Below are 16,343 nucleotides of genomic sequence, written 5' to 3' on the forward strand. Positions count from 1 at the left end.
CCAATCAAGTTACGGAACGGGCAATAATTTGACCGTATTTTGAAGCGGGATAATAGTGGTTTATCCCGTGTCAGCCGCCTGAGGCCTGCACCAGGGGGGGCATTCAGTACGAAACTGGAATGTGCCGCCGCGTGCTAGCGCTCGGTAAGCGCTGCATTTTCCGTTTGTCAGAATCATGGCCGGCAGCGTGCTGACGAGAAGCAAAAGCGGTCAAGGGCGCGCAGGCTCTCTTCATGAGCCCTGCCGCGTCTAGCCAACGTGGGTTCGGTACGCCAACAGCCGCAGCGCATTGAAAACCACGAGCAAGGTGGATCCTTCGTGAATAGCGACTGCTGGTCCGATCCCCAAGCCCAAAATCGTTGCGGGCACGAGGAAGGCGACAATGCTCAGGCTGACGAACACGTTCTGACGGATCACCTTGCGCGTGTGACGGCTCAAGTCCACCGCAAATGGCAGGTGGCGGAGGTCATCGGCCATCAGCGCGACATCCGCGGTCTCCAGTGCGACATCCGAACCCGCGGCGCCCATCGCGATGCCGACCGTGGCGCTGGCCATCGCCGGCGCGTCGTTGACGCCGTCACCCACCATCGCGACCTTGTCCTGCGCGCGCAGCTTGCGTATGGCCTCAACCTTGTCCTCGGGCATCAGGTCGCCCCAGGCTTCATCAAGGCCGACTTCCGAGGCGATCGCCTCGGCGACCCGTTGGTGGTCGCCGGAGATCATGATCATGCGGGTGATGCCGAGTTCACGCAGTGCCTTCAGCGCTTCAGGCGCACCGGCCCGCGCGGTATCGAGCAGGCCGATGGCGCCGAGATCGCGCGCCCCTTGCCTGACGACCATCGAGGTGCGCCCTGCAGCGCGAAGTTGTGCGATGGCGGCAGCCGCCGATTCCCCCAGCGGAGCGACGCCGTCGGCGCCGAACATCTCGGCCTTGCCAATCCAGACCGTCTCGTTGTCGAAGGTGGCAGTGACGCCGCGTCCGATCAGGTTCTCGAGCCCGCTCGCGGAAGGGATCTCGCGCCCGCCCAGCCGCTCGCGGCCATCCCGGGCAATCGCCGCGGCCAGCGGATGGTCGCTGAGAGACTCAACTGCCGTTGCAACGGTGAGCAGTTCCTCCTCCGCCACCCCATCGACGGCGATGACATTGGTGATGCGCGGACGCCCTTCGGTCAGGGTGCCCGTCTTGTCGAAGGCCATTGCACTGAGCGAGCCGAGTTCTTCCAGGGGCGCGCCGCCCTTGATCAGCACGCCGCCGCGGGCCGCGCGGGCAATGCCTGACAGCACCGCGCTGGGCGTGGCGATGGCCAGCGCGCAGGGACTGGCGGCCACCAGCACCGCCATCGCGCGGTAGAAGCTGTCCCGGAAGGGTTCGTCGACGACCACCCACGCGAACAACAGCAGGAAGGCCAACACAAGCACCGCAGGTACGAAGATGCGCTCGAACCGGTCGGTGAAGCGCTGGGTCGGCGACTTCCGCGTTTCGGCCTCGCTGACCATCTGGACCACTCGCGCCAAGGCCGAATCGGTGGACTTGCGCGTGACCTCGACCTCGATTGCGCCGCTGCCATTGATGGTCCCGGCGAACACCCGTGAGGCGGCATCGACGCTATCCGGCCGTGTGCGCGCGGTCGAGGGGTCGTCCACGGGCCGCTTGTCAACCGGGATGCTTTCGCCGGTCACCGGTGCCTGGTTCACGCTGGAGGTACCGAGTACGAGAAAGCCGTCGGCGGACAGGCGTTCGTTCGGCTTGATCAGGACGACATCGCCGACAACCAGTTCTTCAACTGCGATCTCCTGTATCCGGCCGTCGCGTCGTACGGTCGCGGTGGCCGGGGCGAGCTCAGACAAGGCCTCGATGGCGCGCTTCGCCCGGCCCATCGCATAGTGTTCGAGGGCGTGGCCCAAGCTGAACAGGAACAGTAACAACGCGCCTTCGGCCCACGACCCGATCGCCGCGGCACCGGCTGCGGCCACCAGCATCAACGTGTCGATCTCGAAGCGCTTCAGGCGCAGGTTGTCGATCGCCTCACGGAGCGTATAGAAGCCGCCGAAGAAGTATGCCGCCACGTAACAGACTAACGGCAGCCAGGCAGGCGCGCCGGCAAAGGACTTGTCCATCAGGAAGCCAGCGAGGAGCAAGCTGCCGCATACCAGCGAGAAGATCATCTCCGTGTTCGGCCCCAGCAGCCCCGCATGTGCGTGCGACTCCCCACCGGTGCCATGCAAATGGTCGTCGCCCTCACGGTGGACGTGGCGCGCCTCATCTTCTCCATGTGCATGTTGATCGTCATTCAGAGTCTTTACCGGGACAACCTGCATGCTGGCTAGCACGTTCAGGATGCGCGATTCGGACACCTCACGGCGGTCGAACTCGACATGGACGATGCCCGCCGCGCTGGCCTCGGCTTCGAGTACGCCCCCAAGCGACCTGAGCTGCTCGGCGACGGTGCGCGCACGACGCTGGTGGCCAATGCCCTTCACTTCCCACAGAGCATGACCGTAGCGTTCGCTGATCGCCGCGCCGGCACGCTCGACCATCTCGCGGATGCGGGCGAGTGGCACGACGTCCGGGTCATGGTGGACGCACAACTGCGTCGGCGTGCCGTCCGATCCCGCGCGCAAGTGCACCTGCACAATGCCATCGCGGCTTTCCAGGTCGTGAATCAGCCGCCTGACGCAGGCGTCGGACTCGTCCGGCACCTGCGGTAGCAGGATCTGCAGGTCGATGCGGAGCTTTCCGGTCATTGTTGTTCTCCCACGATTCGAGCGCTGGTGTCGCGCCTGCGCAAGCGTCTTGTGCATAGACCCGTCGGCAGGCCACGGCGGCATGGCCGAACTCTATCCATCGGATCGCTTGTTCTCGCGGACGCTCTGCAGGATCTCGATGCCGCCTTTGAACGCGACAGCAGCAATCAAGGCACCTGCCACCAGGTCCGGCCAGGACGACCCGAGCCAGAGCACCAGTACCCCGGCCACGACCACGCCGCCATTCGAAATGAAGTCGTTGAAGCTAAAGGTCTCGGCCGCCTTCATGTTCACGTCGTCGGAACGGAGGCGGCGCAGCAGCACCAGGCACCACAGATTGATGGCTCCGGCGACGAGCGCCAGTCCGATCATGACGGGGCCGAGCGGCTCGGCCCCATACATCCATCGCCGGACCACGTCCGCCAGCACCATACCCGCGAAGATCAACAGAAGGACCCCCGACACGTTCGCCGCTCCCCGCTTCCAGGTGGGGCGGCGCTCGAGGGCAAGGTAGCTCAGCAGATAGACGGCCGCATCCGAACCGTTGTCGAGGGCATTGGCGAGCAGCGCGCTGGAATCGGCCACCCAGCCTGCCACCCCCAGTCCTGCGAACAGCGCGAGGTTCCATAACAAGACCTGCCGCAGAACACTCCTTTGCCGGGCCAGATTCGGGGTCATGTCGCGTGCCGCTTCGGACGATGCGCGATGGCCCGCGCCGCGAAGGTGGGCAGCACCACCAGCGTCAGCACTGTCGCCGTGATCAACCCGCCGATGACGACGGTGGCCAGCGGCTTCTGCACTTCGGCGCCGGCACCGACCGCGATCGCCATTGGAATGAAGCCGACGATGGCCACCAGCGCCGTCGTGAGCACGGCGCGCAGACGGTTGGCGGCGCCGGTGGTCGCCGCTTCCAATGGCGCATCTCCAGCCTCGAGCCGCTCGCGGATGGCCTGCATCAGGACCAGACCGTTGAGCGTGGCAACACCGGAAACCGCGATGAAGCCCACGGCTGCCGTCACCGAGAACGGCATGCCGCGCACCAGCAGTGCCAGTACGCCTCCGACCAGTGCCAGGGGCACGCAGAGGAACACCAGCGCTGCCTCGCGGATCGACCCGAGTGCCATGTAGAGCAAGCTGCCAATCATCAGGAACACAATAGGGATCACCAGAGCCAAACGTGCTTCGGCACGCTGCAGGTTCTCGAACTGGCCACCCCAGTCCAAGTAGACGCCACTAGGCAAGGAAACGTCTGCAACGGCGGCCTGGGCTTCCTGGACGAAGCCGCCCAGATCCCGGCCACGCACGTTGGCCTGGACCACGATGCGGCGGCTGCCGTTGTTGCGACTGATCTGGTTGGGACCTTCGCTGACAGCGATGCGCGCGACCGATGACAGCGGCACCACGGTGCCGTCGGGAGCGACCACCGGCAAGGCGGCGAGCTGCGCCGGATCGTTGCGTGCGTCCTCTTCGAACCGTACCACCACATCGAAGCGGCGATCGCCCTCGAAGATCTGGCCGGCCGCGGTGCCACCAACGCCGGTCGCCAGCGCCTCGCTGACGTCAGCCGCGCTCAGGCCGTACTGCGCCGCCGCCGCATGATCGACCCGCACGGTCAGCGTAGGCAAGCCAGAAACCTGTTCCACGCGAACGTCGGCCGCGCCGTCGATGCCGCGCAGATGGACCGAGATACGTTCTGCGACCGGCTGAAGGACGTCGAAGTCGTCGCCGTACACCATCACAGCAAGGTCGGTGCGCACGCCGGAAATCAGCTCGTTGAAGCGAAGTTCGATGGGTTGGCTGAACTCGAACGCATTGCCAATCTGTTTGTCGACAATGGACTCAAGTCGGCCGATCAGCGCTTCCTTGTCCACCGACCTGTCCGGCCACTCGGCTTTCGGCTTGAGCACGATCACGCTATCGGAGATGTTGACCGGCATCGGATCGATCGCGGCCTCCGCGGTGCCTGTCCGCGTGAAAATCGTCTCGACCTCCGGCTCGCCGGTGATGGCTTTCTCCAGCGAAAGTTGCATCGCCAGCGACTGCTCCAGCGAGGCGGAAGGCACCCGCAAGGCCTGCATCGCCAAGTTGCCCTCGTCGAGGGTCGGCATGAATTCCCGGCCCAACGAAGCGAATGCGGCGAAGCCGATGGCGAGCATGGCGACCGCCCCGATCAGCACGCGGCGCGGCCGCATCACCGCAGCGCGGATGACCGGTTCGGCCTTGCCGCGCACGAAACGGATGATTCGGGTCTCGTGTTCGCCGTCGTGCTTGCCTTCGTGGCTGTTGTCCTTTTCACGCGGCGGCGCTGCTGGCGCGGGCCGGGGCTTGGGATCACGCACGAACAGCGCGGCCATCGCCGGCACGAAGGTGAAAGAGAGGATGAACGCGCCGACCAGGGCCAGCATGAAGGTCGCGGCCATGGGCTGGAACGTTTTGCCCTCCACGCCCTCCAGCGTGAGGATCGGCGCGAAAACCAGGAGGATGATGAGCTGACCAAACGCCGCCGGTCGCACCATCTTGCGTGCTGCCCGGATCGCCACGCCCACTCGCTCGCCTGCGGAAAGTGCGCGTCCCAGTTCGGCCCGTTTCTGGCCGAGCATGAGCAGGGTGGCCTCGATCACGATCACCGCACCGTCGACGAGGATGCCGAAGTCGAGTGCACCCAGGCTCATCAGATTGCCGCTGATCCCGAAGCGGTTCATCCCGATCACCGCGAACAGGAACGACAGCGGGATCACCAGTGCGGTGATCGCCGCCGCCCGTATGTTGCCCAGCAGCAAAAACAGCACCACGATGACGAGCAGTGCCCCTTCGGTTAGGTTCTTGGCTACCGTCCTGACCGTGGAATTGACCAGCACGCTCCGGTCGAGCACCGGCTCGGCGACGATGCCCGGGGGCAGTGAGCGGTTGACTTCGGTCAGGCGCTCCGCGGCCGCGAGTGCCACCGTGCGGCTGTTGCCGCCGGCGATCATCAACGCCGTCCCGAGCACCGCTTCGTGGCCGTCCCGCGTCGCGGCACCCAGCCGTGGCGCCTGTCCGATGCCAACGCTGGCCACGTCCGCGACGCGGATCACAAGGCCGTCGCGATTGGCGACCGGCGCCTGTGCCAGATCACCGACGGTCTGCGCCAGCGCATCTGCCCGAACGATCAGGCCTTCGCCAGCGCGCTGGACGATGCCCGCACCGGCCTGGACGTTGGCGCGTTCCAGCGCCTGAACCAGCTCGCCCAAGCCGATGCCGTAGGCCGCCAGCCGCTCGGCATTCGGGCGGACGGCGTATTCCTTGACGTAGCCGCCGATCGTATCGACACCGGCAAGGCCGGCGGTGGAGCGCATCTGCGGTGCGATGATCCAGTCCTGCACCGTGCGCAGGTAGGTTGCGCGCTCCTGTGCCGTCGCAAGCCGGTTGCCTTCCGGAGTCAGGTAGACCTCTTCGGCCTGCCAGCCAGGCTCGTTCGGCTTACTGACGTTCGCCGGGTCGAACGGCACGTAGTCCACCGTCCACATCAACACCTCGCCGAGGCCCGTGGTGACCGGCGACATCATCGGCGTCACGCCCTCGGGAAGATCCTCCTGCACCTCGCGCATGCGCTCGGCCACCTGCTGGCGCGCGAAGTAGATGTCGGTCTGGTCGGTGAAGATCGCCGTGACCTGCGAGAACCCGTTGCGCGAGAGCGAGCGCGTACTGGTCAGTCCGGGGATGCCCGCCAGCGCGGTTTCAAGCGGATAGGTGATCTGGCGTTCGATCTGGCCCGGGGCGAGCGCGGGCGCAATGGTGTTGATCTGCACCTGCCGGTTGGTGATGTCCGGCACCGCATCGACGGGCAGCCTGCCGAGCTGGAAGAGGCCGTACACAGCGATGACCGCCGCGGCGAAGACCACGGCCCATCGGAAGCGGACCGCTGTTTCGATAATGATCTTGAACATGTCGGGTCCTCAGTGGCCGTGTTCGGCCTCGCCCTTGGCGAGTTCGGCTTTCAGCAGGAACGCGTTGCTGCCAGCGACGCGCTCGTCGCCCGACAGCCCGTTGAGGATCTCGACGCGGTCGCCTGCGCGGCGGCCTGCGAGCACAGGGGTTACGCGGAAGCCTTTTTCATCGGTCACGAACACAACCGAGCGACCTTCCACCGTCTGCACGGCATCGACCGGCACGGTCAGCGTGTCGTCCTGGCCTGCCGCCACCACGACACCGGACACCGGTGAACCCGCTGGCGGCAGCGTCCCGGATTCAGGGCGTGCACGGATAATCGCCATGCCGCCCTGTTCGCGTACGTCGGCGGCCACGCCGATCACGACGGCGCTGAAGCTCTCCGTGGCCCCGGTAACTTCGATGCGCGCATCAGGCGCGATCTGCGCGGCGAGCGCGGGCGGCGCGGAAAAGACCAGTTCGGTCTGCGCAGGATCGGACACGTTCGCCACGAGGTCACCCGCGGCGACGAAGCCGCCTGGCGTCACCTGCACCGCGCCGACGATGCCGGCCACGGGAGTGGTGATGGTCACGCGGCCGCCTGCATCCGGTGAGCCGGCCGCGGCGACTTGGGCCGCGGCAGCCCGCGCAGCCGCATCGGCTGCCAGCGAGCGCGCGCGCGAGGCTTCGAGTTCCTGCCGTGCGACCACGCCCTGGGTGACCAGGGACTGGTCGCGCTGATACACCAACCGGGCCGCTTGGGCCTCCGCGCGTGCGGCATCGGCGCCTGCCCGCATGGTCGCCGCTTCGCCGCTGACGATCACGGCGAGCGGCTGGCCGGCGCGCACGGGGGTGCCAGGCGCCACGACGACGCGCTCAACGCGGCCGCCAACGGAGGCTGCAACGGCAGCCCGGGCGCCAACGGCGGACTCGACGCGACCGCTCAGGCGTGTCTCGCCGCCACCGCCGCGGCCCAAAGCCACGACCTGGATGCCCGACGCTTCGATCTGCGGTTGCGTGAGGACCACCAAGCCTTCTTCGCCCTCGGCCTCTTCATCGCCATGTTCGTCTTGGCCGCCACCGTCGACATGACCCGCAGGGCTGGGGCCAGCGTCCTGCCCGCCGGTGAGCTTCGCAATGCCGTAGCCTGCGAGGACGGCGAACAGGAGCGCCGCGGCGAACATCATCAGTCGCCTGGTATCGGTTCTCATCGGGAATCTCCAAACGGGGCGCGGCCTTCCAGGCGCGCCAGGTCGATTTCGGCACGGACGCGCGCGATCCGCGCGTCCACGGCGGCGTTGCGCGAGGCGATCAGCGCCGCACGTGTGCTGCGAAGTTCCAGCTGCGAGATACGGCCGGCCTCGAAGCCGATGCGGGACAGGCGATAGGCCTCTTCGGCGGCTGCGACGCCGTTGTCGGCGGCGCGCGTGCGGCTGCCGGACGCGGCAAGCGCCGCCACGGCGGCAAACCGGCCTGCTCGCGCTTCCTGCTGCTGCGCGATCAGTCGGGCTTCGGCGGCTCGCTCCTCAGCGTAGGCAGCGCGGATACCGCCCCGGTTGCGATCGAACAGCGGGACGGTCAGTTCGATGCCGACCGTGAACGCCTCATCGTCGGTGTCACGATATCGGCGCATGCCAAGAGAGGCGTTGACATCCGGGCGGGCGCGGCGCCTTTCGACCGTCACCAGCCGACCGGCGGTGACGAGTTCAGCCTGGGCGACCTGGACCGCCAACGGATCGGCGTCGCCTGCTTGCGGCGTCCCCGGCGCGCGATCAAGCAGGCTCGCGCCGATGGCCTGGACCGGCCGGTCGAGCAGGGCTATCGCCGACAGCCGCGCAAAGGCGGCGTCCCGAAGGGCGCTGGCCTCATCAACCGCAGCCCTGGCGGACGCGACCTCACTCTGCGCCTGGATGTCCCGCAGGGTGGCTTCACGCCCTTGTTCGACCATGGCGGCGACCCCGCGCGCATCCTGCTCGGTCAGGGAAAGGGCCTCGGCCGCGAGCTCGTGTCGCCGTGCCGCGGCTTCGGCCTCCGCGTAGACCAGCGCCACCTGAGCTGCGACCTGCCAGCGGACTTGTTCGCGTCGCAGGCCCGCAGCATCGACGTCAGAGCGCGCCGCCTGGACCCGGGCGCTGCGCTGGCCGAACAGTTCGAGAGGTTGGTTGATCGACAGGGTCGTTTCGGCGTTGCCGATGCCGTTGTACGGACCGGTGCCGTAAACGTTCTCCATGTCGTACGCGATGGAGGGGTTGGGCAAGGCGCGCGCCTGGTCGGCGCGGGCGACGGCCGCGTCGTATCGGGCAACGGCCTCGAGCGATGACGGCAGTGCGTCGAGTCGAGCGATCAGATCTTCGTAGGTCGGGGCGGTATCGACGACCGGTTCGACCGCCAACGAGGGCGAGGCGAACAGCAAGGCAGTCACCAGCAACCCGACGGCCAGGAGCGGTCGGACAAGTTGCGTGAGCATGGGAACTCCAGAAGCAAAAGTTGACGTGGGAGCCCGTCCTTACGGGCACGGCACGTCAGCTCTGCGGAGGTCTCATCGGTCCTTCGGACAGCGCAGATGCACGACTGGGGTCATGCTGTGCGTGCTGAACGACGTGCGCGGCGGGGTAAACAACGGCGGCACTGCCAAAGAAATTGGCTGTCGAATGATGGCAATGGTTGTGGACACAACCACCATGCGCGCTGTCCGGAGCGTCGCCCTCACCAGCCTCATCCTGGGGCGCCGGTCCAGCGTGATCGCTTGCTGCGTGAGTGTCGACTTCGAACGAGCAAACGAATGCATCGGCCACAGGCATGATCACCAACACTGCGACAAGCAGCGCGGCGATAAAACCTCTCAGTCGGAGAAGGGGACGGTACATCTTTCGCAGAATATCAGGCTCGCGTATCCGGATACAATTACAACGCCGGTCGAAGACCTCAACCGACTGCAGGCCCGCCACTCTCTTCCTGGCACGACACGCATCTGGTGCCACGGAGTTCCTGCCGCGCACCGCGCATCACTCGGACGGCGGATCGCAGAAACAGCAGCAGCAAGGCGGAGGCGATTACCAAGTCTGGCCAGCCCGCCCCGAACACCCACACCGCAAAAGCCGCCAACAAGACCGCGCAGCCCTCATAGATATCGTTCCGGGAGCACTCCCAGGCGGAGGACAGGTTGATGTCGCCGTTTCGATGCGGGGTCAGCAGCCAGAGGCAGAATGCGTTGGCGGACAGGTTCAGCACCCCCGCCAGTCCCATCGCCTCGAATACAGGCACGCCGGGGTTCTTGAGCCGCCACGCGATCTGGGCCGCGACCGCAACTGCTGCGCCCAGGATCAGCAGCCCTTTGAGGAAGGCAACTTTGGCTTTGGTCTGCAGGGACGAGCCAACGACGGCCAGGCTGACCGCGTACGTGAGGGCATCGCCAAGGTTGTCCAGCCCACCTGACAGCAGTGAGGAAGAACGGCTGAACCAAGCCGCGCCCATCATCATGACGAAGGTGGCGAGATTGATGGCCAGCACGATTTTCAAGGTGCGTCGCTGTGAGGCTTGCATCGACGCCACATCCACGATATTTCCACAGTCGCCGCAATCAGACATCACCAACTCCGTTAGCCAATATCAAGACTTCAATCGCGATCAGCTCGATCGCATACACCGGTTGCGTCCACTAGCAGATCCAGTCCATTGGCGGCCAGGCCACAGGGTTAGGCAATCCTCCAGCCAATGAAGGCCATCGCGGCATTCGGCACCAGTGCAATCCACAGCGCGCCCTTTTCCCGGGATTCCCTGGTCTGGTGGCAGTGAGGGTCGACTCAGGGTAAAGTCCGTAGCCGCTACAGACTCAAGCGGGGTGCCCATGAAGATCAGCGAAGCCGCCGCCGCCAGCGGCTGCCACCTGGAAACCATCCGGTACTACGAGCGCGTGGGACTCATCCCATCGCCGAACAGGACCGGGAGCGGCTATCGCGCCTACACCCTGGCAGACGTGGAGCGGTTGCGGTTCGTCAGCCGCGGGCGCGAACTGGGTTTCAGCCTGGAGGAGATCCGCAGCCTGCTGCGCTTGAACGACGATCCGAAGCTGTCGTGCAGCGACGTCGATGCGCTGGCGCGCGTGCACTTGGCCGACATCCATCAGCGGATCGAGGCGCTGACCCGCATGGCGGGCGAACTGGAGCGAGTGATTGCCCAGTGCGCTGGCGGCGAGCGCGGAACATGCACCATCCTGGGGGCACTGCGGCACACGGGCCACGATGTGACTTCGTGCGCCGATCCGGGGTGCCGCCCATGACCTTGGAACGGTACCTAAAGGCCGCCGAACGCGAGAACACGCAGCGCAGCTACGCCTCGGCGCTGCGGCACTTCGAGGTCGAATGGGGCGGCCACCTGCCAGCCACGCCGGACAGCGTGGCCCGTTATCTGGCCGATCACGCCGCGCTGTTGGCGAACAACACGCTCCGACAGCGGCTAGCTGCGCTGGCGTCCTGGCATCGCGAGCACGGGTTCGTCGATCCCACCCGCGCGCCATTGGTGCGCAAAGTGCTCAAGGGCATCCAGACGGTGCACCCCTCGGTGGAGAAGCAGGCCGAGCCTTTACAACTGACCCGACTGACGCAGGTCGACGACTGGCTCCGCACTGCGATCTCGGTCGCCCGCGAACGCGGCGATCGCGCGGACGAACTGCGCCATCGCCGCGACCGATCCCTGATCCTGCTCGGCTTCTGGCGCGGCTTCCGCGGCGATGAACTGATCCGCGTGCAAGTCGAGTACTTGCACCTGGTCCCTGGCGAAGGGATGACCTGTTTCCTGTCGCGCAGCAAAGGCGACCGTCAGGCCTTGGGCACCACCTACAAGGTGCCGGCGCTATCGCGATTGTGCCCGGTGACTGCGATCGTGGATTGGACGACCACGGCCGCCCTGACGGAGGGGCGGCTGTTCCGCGGCATCGACCGCTGGGGGCGTGTGAGCGAGACGCCGCTGCACCCGAATAGCCTGATCCCGCTGCTGCGCCGCCTGCTGACCGCCGCCGGGCTTCCGGATGCGGAGGAGTACAGCAGCCACTCCCTGCGTCGCGGGTTCGCCGGTTGGGCCAACGCGAACGGCTGGGACGTGAAAGCATTGATGGAATACGTCGGCTGGCGCGACGTGCACTCGGCGATGCGCTACCTCGACGGCAGCGACCCATTTGCGCGCCATCGTATCGAGGCGAGCCTGCCGCCGCCTGCGTTACCTGCACCTTGACCAAATGAGGCTTCAATGGCGTCGATCGAACGGACCGCGTATCCCCAGTTCAAACGCAATCCCGTCGTCCGCGAATTGGTCGTCGCCTACACGCCCACCGACGCCGAACTGACCTTCATTGCCGACAATGCCCGGCAACCCGGCCATCGATTGATCTTGGCAATCTTGCTGAAATCTTTCCAGCGACTGGGCTATTTCCCCGCAATCGATGAAGTGCCCGCAGGGGTCATCCGGCACCTCCGCAATGCGCTGCGGTTCCGGGTCCAGATCAAGCCCGCCGACATCGCGCCGAACAAGCGCTACCGCTATTTCCAGCGGATCCGGGCCTATCTGCAGGTCCGGGCCTATGCCGACGGCGGCCTCGACGTGGCGGCCCGTGCCATCCATGAAGCCGCCGCCGTCATGGACAATCCGGCCGACCTGATCAATGTGGCGATCGAACAGCTCGTACGCGACCGGATCGAGTTGCCCGCGTTCTCCGCCCTGGATCGCCTGGCCCGCCGAGTTCGCACCCTGGTCAATGGCCGTTACTTCGCCCTCATCGACAAGCGGCTGACGGCGGACGAGAAGCAACGGCTGGACGATCTGCTGGTCGTCACCGACGCTCGCATCAAGAGCCCGCTGCAGGCCATCAAGCGGCTGCCGAAACGATCTTCTCTGCAGCACTTCCAGGAACTGCTCGACCACATCGCGGCGTTGGACGAGTTGGTCGGCAGCGAACGGCACCTGGCGGACGTGCCGGAACTCAAGCGCAAGCACTTCGCCGCCGAAGCCCGGGTACTGGACGCTGCCGAGTTGCGCGATTTCGGCCCGGCCAAACGACACGCGCTGCTGCTGTGCCTGATCCATCGCGCCCGGGTGCAGACCCGCGACGACCTAGCTGAGATGTTCATCAAACGCATGGGCAATCTCCACAACCGCGGCAAGGAGGAACTGGAGCGGCTGCGTGCGCGCTACCGCGAGAAGACCGAGGCCATCGTCGCCACGATGTCGGATGTGATCCAGGTGCTCGACCGTCACCCGGGCGACACCGACGCAGGACGGGAGATTCGCCGCCTGGTCAGCACGCGCGGGGGCGTCCAGACCCTGCAGGCTGACTGCGATGCCATCGCCGCCCACAGCGGCGACAACCACCTGCCGCTGCTGTGGCCGTTCTACAAGAGCCACCGCGCCACCATCCTGCGCATGGTGCGCATGCTGGACCTGGAATCCACCACCGAAGACCGTTCGTTGATCGACGCGATCGAGCTGATCCTGTCGCAGGAGCGTGCCCGCGGCGACTGGCTGGACGAACCGGTCGATCTGGCGTTCACGACCCAGCTCTGGCGAAAGACCATCACCCACCGCACCGAGCAGGGCGAGGAACGCATCCACCGCCGCCTGTTCGAGGTGTGCGTGTTCTCCTCACTGGCCAACGAACTGAAATCCGGCGACGTGGCCGTGCGCGGTTCGGAAACCTACGCCGATTACCGCGAGCAGTTGCTGCCCTGGGAGCAGTGCGAGCCGTTGCTGGACGACTACTGTCGCCAAGTGGGTTTACCGGCCTCCGCGGTGGGATTCGTCAATGCCTTGCAGTCCAAGCTGATGCAAGTCGCGGACCTGACGGATCAGGGTTACCTGGAGAACGGCCAGGTGATCATCGGCGACGACGGGTTTCCGGTGCTCAAGCGCCACAAGGCCAAGGACATGAGCAGCGGCGCTCGCGCCCTGGAGACCGCGATCCTCGACCGCCTGCGCGAGCGCAGTGTCATCGAGATCCTCTGTGACGTGGCGCACTGGACCCGCTGGCCGCGGCATTTCGGACCGCTGTCCGGGTCCGACACCAAGATCGACCAGCCCACCGAACGCTACGTGCTGACGGCGTTTACCTATGGTTGCAATCTCGGCCCGGCCCAGGCCGCACGGCATCTGCGAGGCGCTGCGTCGGCGCACATGCTGTCGTTCGTCAATCGCCGTCACGTGGATGCGAACAAGCTGGCAGCGGCCTGCCGCGACATCATCAACAGTTACGCCGGCCTGCAGCTTCCCAAATTCTGGGGCGATGGCAAGCGCGCCGCGGCCGACGGCACCAAGTACGACCTGTACGACCAGAACCTGCTGGCGTCGTACCACATCCGTTATGGCGGCTACGGCGGCATTGCCTATCACCATGTGTCCGACACCTACGTGGCGCTCTTCAGTCACTTCATCCCGTGCGGCGTCTGGGAAGCGGTGTACATCATCGACGGGCTGCTGAAGAACACCTCCGACATCCAACCCGACACCGTCCATGCCGATACCCAGGGTCAGTCGCTGCCGGTATTCGGGCTGTCGCACTTGCTGGGCATCCAGCTGATGCCGCGCATCCGCAACTGGCGCGACTACCGGTTCTTCCGTCCGGACGAGGACAGCCGCTACGAGCACATCGATGCGCTGTTCCGGGAAGATGTGAACTGGGACCTGATCGAGACCCACTGGAAGGATCTGATGCAGGTCGTGCTATCGATCAAGTCCGGCAAGATCGCGGCCTCGACGCTGCTGCGCAAGCTGGGCAACTACAGCCGCAAGAACCGCCTGTACCAGGCCTTCCGGGCACTCGGTGCTGCGGTGCGCACGTTGTTCCTGCTGCAATACATTTCCGATCGCGAGCTACGCGAACAGATCACGGCCTCCACCAACAAGGTCGAAGCCTATAATGGGTTTTCGAAGTATTTCTTCTTCGGCGGAGAGGGTGTGATCGCCGATAACGACCCGCTCGAACAGGAGAAGGCGGTCAAGTACAACGACCTGGTCGCCAACGCCGTCATCTTTCATAACGTGGTCGAACAGACCCGCATCATCAAGACGCTGATGCGAGCGGGTTGGAAGATCACCCCGGAGGACGTGGCGGCGCTCAGTCCCTACGTGACCAGCCACGTGAAGCGGTTCGGCGATTACCTGATCGACGTGGACGCGCTTCCGGAACCGTACGAAATCGAGCTGGCCCTGGCGGCGTAGCGTGGGTCAACCGGTACTGCCACAGCAGGGACTATGTTGCTGGATGGGCGGGCACGGTACCGTGCCGTAGGAACAGAACACGCAGCAATCGCCTGTTTTCGGGCGCAGGAGCGTGTGGCAGGCCGAGCACTCGTAAAAGAATTGGCACGCCGTAGTGGGCATGGTTTCGGTCGCCTGGTGCCCGCATGTCGGGCACGTGAGCGTGCTTTGCAACTGCACCTCAGCCACCGTTCGCTTTCGCCTTTGCAGTGGCTGGAAAACCGGCGTCGGTGATGGCCTTCGCGATGGCGGCCGCGTTGGTGCGCTCGGCATCGAATGCCACCGTCACGGTGGCGGCTCGGGTGTCAATACGCTTCGCCGTCACGCCCGGCACTGTATCCAACGCCTTTTCGATCGTGATGCTGCACGCCGGGCAGGTCATGTTCTCCACCTGCAGGACGACCTGCTTAGGGGTAGCCGCCCAAGCCAAGCCCATCCATGCCGTGAATACCAAACTGAGAAGAATCTTGCGCATGTGGGACTCCTACAGGAACCAACCGATGTAGTAGGGAAAGAGCAGCAGCAGAGCGATCAGGCCGGTAGCGATCCATAGCCAGCGCCGGCGGCGTCGCAATCGCGAGGGATCGACGCAGGCGCCGTCGATGCGACAGCGCGAGGCCGGGCCATAGAGCATCCAGAACGCCCAGCCCAGGCACACCAACGTGGCCGCGCTGAACCACGGACGCCACGCGTCCAGGGCAGTGAGATTGGCGATCCAGGCACCGCTGATACCCAACAGGACCAGCACCAGGGGCACGACGCAACACACGGACGCGCCAATGGCCGCGACGGCGGCGCCCAAGAGGGCGGGCAGGGAGGACTGTGGGGGAGGTTGGACCATACCCGCATGGTAATCTCCGTACCTAAGTACGGAGTCAAGCTGATGGCCACCCACGTAATGACAATCAGCCGGCTGGCCGCGGCCGCTGGTGTGCATGTCGAAACGGTCCGTTACTACCAGCGGCGAGGCCTGCTGCCGGAGCCTGAGCGCCCAATGGGCAGCGTCCGCCGGTACGGGCCCAACGAAGTCGGCCGACTTCAGTTCATTCGCAGAGCACAGGCGATGGGATTCAGTCTCGACGAGATAGCGGGGCTGTTGGAGGTCAAAGGCCAACGCGCTTGCGAGCAGACTCGGCGGCTGACCGAACAGAAATTGGCCGAGGTACGGCGGCGTCTGGATGAGCTACGACAATTGGAAGTCGACCTTGAGCATTTGGTGGAGGAGTGTCGCCACGTGGTGACAGGCGCACCGTGCCCGACGCTCGATCTTCTGGCGCAACCGGCCGAGAAGAAAAATATCGGCTAAGTCATTACGACGAAAGAATTATTTGAGTTCTGTGGGGCATTTTTACGCGTATCTCGGCTGAACCCCGGGTTGAGGATCAGTTGCGGGTCGTGCCGAGGGTGGCTTCCAGATCTCTGAGTCGGTAGCTTCTCCCCTTGATGTT

The 16,343-nt window shown here is 65.4% G+C and carries 12 protein-coding genes and 1 pseudogene; 4 read left to right on the forward strand and 9 right to left on the reverse strand.

Features of this window, described 5'->3' with window-relative positions; genetic code table 11:
- Nucleotides 1-249 precede the first annotated feature (249 nt).
- The 6 genes from Q0863_RS13310 to Q0863_RS13335 all read right to left on the reverse strand — a co-directional run bounded on the left by Q0863_RS13310 (nucleotide 250) and on the right by Q0863_RS13335 (nucleotide 10,239).
- Nucleotides 250-2,745, reverse strand: a complete 2,496-nt coding sequence (locus Q0863_RS13310; protein ID WP_272760658.1) for a heavy metal translocating P-type ATPase — start codon at nucleotides 2,743-2,745, stop codon at nucleotides 250-252.
- Between the two features lie 93 nt (nucleotides 2,746-2,838).
- On the reverse strand, nucleotides 2,839-3,423 hold the full coding sequence (locus Q0863_RS13315; RefSeq protein ID WP_191122637.1) for a cation transporter: 585 nt from the start codon (nucleotides 3,421-3,423) through the stop codon (nucleotides 2,839-2,841).
- Nucleotides 3,420-6,671, reverse strand: a complete 3,252-nt coding sequence (locus Q0863_RS13320; RefSeq protein WP_298578961.1) for a CusA/CzcA family heavy metal efflux RND transporter — start codon at nucleotides 6,669-6,671, stop codon at nucleotides 3,420-3,422. The genes Q0863_RS13315 and Q0863_RS13320 overlap by 4 nt, the downstream gene beginning before the upstream one ends.
- 9 nt (nucleotides 6,672-6,680) lie before the next feature.
- The gene (locus tag Q0863_RS13325) at nucleotides 6,681-7,862 is read right to left on the reverse strand and encodes an efflux RND transporter periplasmic adaptor subunit (protein WP_232141236.1); all 1,182 of its coding nucleotides are present in this window, start codon (nucleotides 7,860-7,862) and stop codon (nucleotides 6,681-6,683) included.
- Nucleotides 7,859-9,118 carry a TolC family protein gene (locus Q0863_RS13330; RefSeq protein ID WP_298578976.1) on the reverse strand — a complete coding sequence of 420 codons (1,260 nt, stop codon included), beginning with the start codon at nucleotides 9,116-9,118 and terminating at the stop codon, nucleotides 7,859-7,861. The genes Q0863_RS13325 and Q0863_RS13330 overlap by 4 nt, the downstream gene beginning before the upstream one ends.
- A gap of 458 nt (nucleotides 9,119-9,576) precedes the next feature.
- Nucleotides 9,577-10,239 carry a cation transporter gene (locus Q0863_RS13335; protein ID WP_232141238.1) on the reverse strand — a complete coding sequence of 221 codons (663 nt, stop codon included), beginning with the start codon at nucleotides 10,237-10,239 and terminating at the stop codon, nucleotides 9,577-9,579.
- Between the two features lie 259 nt (nucleotides 10,240-10,498).
- On the opposite strand from Q0863_RS13335, the gene Q0863_RS13340 reads away from it, so the two are divergent.
- The 3 genes and pseudogenes from Q0863_RS13340 to Q0863_RS13350 all read left to right on the forward strand — a co-directional run bounded on the left by Q0863_RS13340 (nucleotide 10,499) and on the right by Q0863_RS13350 (nucleotide 14,856).
- Nucleotides 10,499-10,930: a helix-turn-helix domain-containing protein gene (locus Q0863_RS13340; RefSeq protein WP_144817111.1), complete on the forward strand. Its 432-nt coding sequence runs from the start codon at nucleotides 10,499-10,501 to the stop codon at nucleotides 10,928-10,930.
- Nucleotides 10,927-11,877, forward strand: a pseudogene (locus tag Q0863_RS13345) (site-specific integrase); the annotation flags it as partial. The gene Q0863_RS13340 and the pseudogene Q0863_RS13345, both read left to right, overlap by 4 nt.
- Nucleotides 11,878-11,895: 18 nt before the next feature.
- Nucleotides 11,896-14,856 carry a Tn3 family transposase gene (locus Q0863_RS13350; RefSeq protein WP_298578999.1) on the forward strand — a complete coding sequence of 987 codons (2,961 nt, stop codon included), beginning with the start codon at nucleotides 11,896-11,898 and terminating at the stop codon, nucleotides 14,854-14,856.
- Nucleotides 14,857-14,862: 6 nt separating this feature from the next.
- Here the strand turns inward: Q0863_RS13350 and Q0863_RS13355 are convergent, their stop codons facing one another.
- Genes Q0863_RS13355 through Q0863_RS13365 form a run of 3 tightly spaced genes read right to left on the reverse strand, consistent with a single transcriptional unit; the run spans nucleotide 14,863 to nucleotide 15,832 of the window.
- On the reverse strand, nucleotides 14,863-15,084 hold the full coding sequence (locus tag Q0863_RS13355) for a GDCCVxC domain-containing (seleno)protein (RefSeq protein WP_096209250.1): 222 nt from the start codon (nucleotides 15,082-15,084) through the stop codon (nucleotides 14,863-14,865).
- Nucleotides 15,077-15,370 carry a cation transporter gene (locus tag Q0863_RS13360; RefSeq protein WP_096209249.1) on the reverse strand — a complete coding sequence of 98 codons (294 nt, stop codon included), beginning with the start codon at nucleotides 15,368-15,370 and terminating at the stop codon, nucleotides 15,077-15,079. The genes Q0863_RS13355 and Q0863_RS13360 overlap by 8 nt, the downstream gene beginning before the upstream one ends.
- A gap of 9 nt (nucleotides 15,371-15,379) precedes the next feature.
- Complete coding sequence (locus tag Q0863_RS13365; protein ID WP_338419429.1) at nucleotides 15,380-15,832, reverse strand: mercuric transporter MerT family protein; 453 nt, start codon at nucleotides 15,830-15,832, stop codon at nucleotides 15,380-15,382.
- Between Q0863_RS13365 and Q0863_RS13370 the strand changes: the two genes are divergently transcribed.
- A complete protein-coding gene (locus tag Q0863_RS13370; protein WP_133322067.1) occupies nucleotides 15,779-16,201 on the forward strand; it encodes a MerR family transcriptional regulator in 423 nt (140 codons plus the stop codon). The two genes, Q0863_RS13365 and Q0863_RS13370, sit on opposite strands and share 54 nt — an antisense overlap.
- The last annotated feature ends 142 nt before the right edge of the window (nucleotides 16,202-16,343 follow it).

The organism is uncultured Luteimonas sp., assembly GCF_947492465.1.
Classification (GTDB): domain Bacteria; phylum Pseudomonadota; class Gammaproteobacteria; order Xanthomonadales; family Xanthomonadaceae; genus Luteimonas.

What these genes read in the sequence shown, in the direction of transcription:
- Q0863_RS13310 (WP_272760658.1), bottom strand. Translation starts at nt 2,745, where the DNA reads ATGACCGGAAAGCTCCGCATCGACCTGCAGATCCTGCTACCGCAGGTG.
- Q0863_RS13315 (WP_191122637.1), bottom strand. Translation starts at nt 3,423, where the DNA reads ATGACCCCGAATCTGGCCCGGCAAAGGAGTGTTCTGCGGCAGGTCTTG.
- Q0863_RS13320 (WP_298578961.1), bottom strand. Translation starts at nt 6,671, where the DNA reads ATGTTCAAGATCATTATCGAAACAGCGGTCCGCTTCCGATGGGCCGTG.
- Q0863_RS13325 (WP_232141236.1), bottom strand. Translation starts at nt 7,862, where the DNA reads ATGAGAACCGATACCAGGCGACTGATGATGTTCGCCGCGGCGCTCCTG.
- Q0863_RS13330 (WP_298578976.1), bottom strand. Translation starts at nt 9,118, where the DNA reads ATGCTCACGCAACTTGTCCGACCGCTCCTGGCCGTCGGGTTGCTGGTG.
- Q0863_RS13335 (WP_232141238.1), bottom strand. Translation starts at nt 10,239, where the DNA reads ATGTCTGATTGCGGCGACTGTGGAAATATCGTGGATGTGGCGTCGATG.
- Q0863_RS13340 (WP_144817111.1), top strand. Translation starts at nt 10,499, where the DNA reads ATGAAGATCAGCGAAGCCGCCGCCGCCAGCGGCTGCCACCTGGAAACC.
- Q0863_RS13350 (WP_298578999.1), top strand. Translation starts at nt 11,896, where the DNA reads ATGGCGTCGATCGAACGGACCGCGTATCCCCAGTTCAAACGCAATCCC.
- Q0863_RS13360 (WP_096209249.1), bottom strand. Translation starts at nt 15,370, where the DNA reads ATGCGCAAGATTCTTCTCAGTTTGGTATTCACGGCATGGATGGGCTTG.
- Q0863_RS13370 (WP_133322067.1), top strand. Translation starts at nt 15,779, where the DNA reads ATGGCCACCCACGTAATGACAATCAGCCGGCTGGCCGCGGCCGCTGGT.
- Q0863_RS13365 (WP_338419429.1), bottom strand. Translation starts at nt 15,832, where the DNA reads ATGCACACCAGCGGCCGCGGCCAGCCGGCTGATTGTCATTACGTGGGT.